This is a genomic window from Patulibacter sp. (genome assembly GCF_030655195.1).
Classification (GTDB): Bacteria; Actinomycetota; Thermoleophilia; order Solirubrobacterales; family Solirubrobacteraceae; genus Patulibacter.
Genome location: NZ_JAURWA010000122.1, coordinates 1 through 4,195, shown reverse-complemented (window position 1 = coordinate 4,195; position 4,195 = coordinate 1). Strand labels below are relative to the sequence as shown.

At 73.9% G+C, this 4,195-nt stretch carries 4 protein-coding genes; all 4 read right to left on the bottom strand.

Annotated elements, in window-relative coordinates:
• Positions 1–280: hypothetical protein (locus Q7T67_RS13515; protein ID WP_304790397.1), on the bottom strand; the 280-nt coding region annotated here is incomplete at its 3' end.
• A 70-nt stretch (positions 281–350) separates the two neighbouring features.
• Positions 351–2,183 carry a translation elongation factor 4 gene (lepA, locus tag Q7T67_RS13510; RefSeq protein ID WP_304790394.1) on the bottom strand — a complete coding sequence of 611 codons (1,833 nt, stop codon included), beginning with the start codon at positions 2,181–2,183 and terminating at the stop codon, positions 351–353.
• A 169-nt stretch (positions 2,184–2,352) separates the two neighbouring features.
• The gene (locus tag Q7T67_RS13505; protein ID WP_304790391.1) at positions 2,353–3,675 is read right to left on the bottom strand and encodes a cellulase family glycosylhydrolase; all 1,323 of its coding nucleotides are present in this window, start codon (positions 3,673–3,675) and stop codon (positions 2,353–2,355) included.
• A gap of 142 nt (positions 3,676–3,817) precedes the next feature.
• Positions 3,818–4,078: a hypothetical protein gene (locus Q7T67_RS13500; RefSeq protein WP_304790388.1), complete on the bottom strand. Its 261-nt coding sequence runs from the start codon at positions 4,076–4,078 to the stop codon at positions 3,818–3,820.
• Positions 4,079–4,195: the final 117 nt, after the last annotated feature.

Here is a 4,195-nt window from a genome sequence, read left to right as displayed (position 1 = left end):
ACGCGGCCGACCCACGCGCCTCGCCGCTCCCGACCACCAGGGTCGGGTCCAGCGCGCGCAGCTCCGCCCGCCGCGCGAGGTCGTGGCGGCGCCGGGCGGCGGCCAGCCGGGCGAGCGGGAGCACGACCTCGTCGCGCTCGGCGTCCGCGATCCGTGCCTCGCCGGCCCAGGAGGGCACCGCCGCCCGGTCGACCACGGGGCGCGCCGGCCCGTGGTCGGCGCCGACGGCCGCCCAGGCCTCCCGGGTCAGCGGGACGAAGGGCGGCGGCACGGCGGTCATCGTGGGGATCGTCGCAACGTCGGGCGACGGGTCCCCTGCGGCGGCTCGGCCCGGACCCGGGGGTCCGGGCTCAGGCGTCGCCGAGCTCGAGCACCGCGAGGAAGGCCTCCTGCGGCACCTCGACGTTGCCGACCTGCTTCATCCGCTTCTTGCCGACCTTCTGCTTCTGGAGCAGCTTCTTCTTGCGCGAGATGTCGCCGCCGTAGAGCTTCTCGGTGACGTCCTTGCGGTACGCCTTGACGGTCTCGCGGGCGACGACGCGGGCGCCGATGGCGGCCTGGATCGGCACGTCGTACTGCTGACGCGGGATCTTCTCCTTGAGCTTCTCGGTGAACTTCTTGCCCATCTCCTGGGCCTTCGTGCGGTGCACGAGCAGCGAGAGGGCGTCGACGGGCTCGCCCGAGAGCAGGATGTCGAGCTTGACCAGGTCGCTCTCGCGCAGGCCGATCGGCTCGTAGTCGAACGACGCGTAGCCGCGGGTGCGCGACTTGAGCTGGTCGAAGAAGTCCAGGACGATCTCGACGAGCGGGACGTCGTAGGTCAGCTGCACGCGGTCGGCCGAGATGTACTGCATCCCCTGGTGCTCGCCGCGCTTCTCCTGGCAGAGCTCCATCGTCGTGCCGACGTACTCCGTCGGCGTCAGCACGTTGAGCTTCACGAACGGCTCGCTGACCGTCTTGATGAACGTCGGGTCCGGGTAGGCCGACGGGCTGTGGATCTCCTGGACCGTGCCGTCCTGCAGCTCGAGCTCGAAGCCCACCGAGGGCATCGTGGCGATCAGGTCGAGGTCGTACTCGCGCTCGAGCCGCTCGCGGACGATGTCCATGTGCAGCAGGCCGAGGAAGCCGATGCGGAAGCCGAAGCCCAGCGCGTCGGAGGTCTCGGGCTCCCACGCCAGCGCCGCGTCGTTGAGCGACAGCTTCTCGAGCGCGTCGCGCATGTCGGGGTACTGCGCGTTGTCCGTGGGGAACAGGCCGCAGAAGACCATCGGGAGGATCTCGCGGTAGCCCGGGAGCGGCTCCTGCGCGGTGACGAGCTTCTCCCCCGCGCCGCGGACGCCGGGGCGGTGGGTCAGCGTGTCGCCGACCCGCAGGAGCATGACGTCCTTGATGCCGGTGATGACGTAGCCGACCTCGCCCGGGCCGAGCTCGGTGATCGGCACCATCTGGGGCGAGAAGATGCCGAGCTCGTCGACGTCGGCCTCGGTCTCGGCCGCCATCGCGCGGATCTTGTCGCCCTTCTTGAACACGCCGTCGACCACCCGGATGTAGGCGACGACGCCGCGGTACTGGTCGAACTCGGAGTCGAAGATCAGGGCGCGGGCCGGCGCGTCGCGGTCGCCGCCGGGCGCGGGGACGGTCTGCACGAGGCGGTTGAGCACCGCGTCGACGCCCTCGCCCGTCTTGCCGGAGATCCGGAGGATCGAGTCGGCGTCGTCGCCCAGGAGCTCCGCCACCTCGGCCCCGACCCGCTCGGGCTCCGCGCCCGGCAGATCGATCTTGTTCAGGCAGGGGATGATCTCGAGCCCCGCCTCGACGGCCAGGTACGTGTTGGCGAGCGTCTGCGCCTCGACGCCCTGGGAGGCGTCGACGACGAGCAGCGCGCCCTCGCAGGCCTGCAGCGACCGGGAGACCTCGTACGTGAAGTCGACGTGCCCCGGCGTGTCGATCAGGTGGAACATGTACGTCTCGCCGTCGTCGGCGTCGAAGTACACGCGCACGGCCTGCGACTTGATCGTGATGCCGCGCTCGCGCTCGAGCTCCATCGAGTCGAGCAGCTGGTCCTGCATGTCGCGGTCGGCGACCGTGTCGGTCAGCTCGAGGATGCGGTCCGCCAGCGTCGACTTGCCGTGGTCGATGTGGGCGATGATCGAGAAGTTGCGGATCTTGGACTGGTCGCTCATCAGGTGCGACACAGGGTACGGGTGCGCGGGCTCCGGTCCCTCCGCGCCCCGCCCTCGCCCGCGAGCCGCGCGCGGCGACGGAGCCCCGGGGGCCGCGGGACGTCGGGGCCCCGGACGGGCCCGGGAACCGCGGCCGTCCCCCGGGCCGGTCGCCTTGAGGGGGCCCGGCTCAGCGGCGCGTCGCCGCCGGGACGCAGGCGCGGTAGGTCCTCGTCAGGCGGACGACCCGCCCCGTCGTGGTGCGCGCGGTGATCCGGACGCGGTAGCGACGGGCGCCGAGACCGCGCAGGTCGACCCGCGCCGTCCGCAGCGACCGACCCGCCGTCACCCGCTCGGCCCGCGTGCCGACCCGGACCCCGACCCGGACGTACCGCTCGCCGCCGCGGAGCCGACGCAGCGTGACCGTGACCCGGCGGGTGCTGCGGCACGCTGCGGGCCCCTCGACCGTGACGACGGGCGCCGGGACCGGCCTCGCGGCGCGCAGCGCGGCGTAGGAGACCTTCGGCGAGAAGTCCCCGCGCAGCAGACCGAAGGTGGCGTACGGATCACCGGGGCCGCCGGTGTCCCGCAGACCGAAGACGAAGACCGGACCGACCCACGGGCGGCTCTCGGCCTTCGCCAACGCGTCGAGGAGGTAGTCGCGCTGGCCCTCCTCCGTGGTCCCGGGCGCGACCGCCGCGGTCGAGATCCCGTCCTCGGTGATCCAGATCCGCTTCTCGCCGTCGCCGTTGCGGACCATCAGGCGGTGCAGCCCGTCGACGTCCGCGGTCCACGCGTCGGGCTTCCCCCAGGTGTAGGGGTGCGCGGCGGCGTGGTCGAAGAACCCCTTCCCCCCGGCCGCGTAGATCCCCTCGAGGTAGGTCACCGCCGAGGTGCTGAGGAGCCCGTCGGTCGCGGGTGACGCCCCGGCCGTGACGACCGCCGCACTCGGGGCGACGGCCTTGACCGCCGGGTACACCGCCTTCAGGAGCTCCGTGTAGCCGGCGGGATCGGAGGGGCCGCCCCAGAACGCGAAGAGGTTCGGCTCGTTCCACACCTGGTACGCCCCGACGCGGTCGGCGAAGTGCGCCGCCATCCGGCCGGCGAACCGTCCGAGGTCCGCGGGGTCGACGGGCGGCGCGGTCTCGATCGTGAACGGGCGCCTGGCCCAGTCCGGGGTCGTGAGCAGGACGGGGAGCGGTTCGATCCCGCGTGCCCGGGCGAGGTCGACGAAGCGGTCGACCGTCGCCAGCCTCCCGGTGTCGACGAGCCCCGGGCCGCCCGGCTCGAGCTGCCTCCAGGACAGGACGAATCGCACCCGCGTCACCCCGGCCTGCTGTGCGGCGTCGAGGTCCCGGACGGTGTCGGCCTCGCTCTGGGGCACGAGGAGCGGCGCTGGGACGTTGACGCCCAGACCGTCCCGCGGGAACGTCGCGGCGGACGCCGCGGGGGCCACCGCCGCCACGATCGCGGCGATCGACAGGGCGACGAGCTTCGGGGCGAGCGATCGCACGCCCCTGTTCTACCGCAGGGCGGACGCGCGACCGCGTGGGGGCCGACGACCGCCGCCCGTCCACGGCCGGCGACCGGGCCCTCCGGTTCCGGGGCCGGGCCAGGGCCGAGGCCGGGGCCGGGGCCGGGGCCGGGGCGGGACCTCAGGAGACCGAGGGGTCCTCCGGGCCGGGATCGGCGACCGGGGTCGGGGTCGTCACGTTGTCCGGGTCCTCGTCGACCTCGCCGCTGGGCGGCGGCGGGGTCGCCCGGCCGCTGTCGTCGTGCTCGCCGGGCCGCTCGGAGGACTGACCGGCGTGCCGGTTGGGGAGCGGCACCTCGCGACCCGTGTCGGGCGTCGGGACCTCGGGATGCTCGTCGGGCTCGACGGGATCGATCGGGCCGCTCTGCGCGTCGGAAGTCATGGCCGACGGCTACCCGCGCCCCAGGACCGGCAACCCGGCGGCGGGCGGCGGGCGGCGGAACGGCGGGCGACGGAGCGGCGGGCGGCGGAACGGCGGGCGACAGCGCGCCGGGCGCTG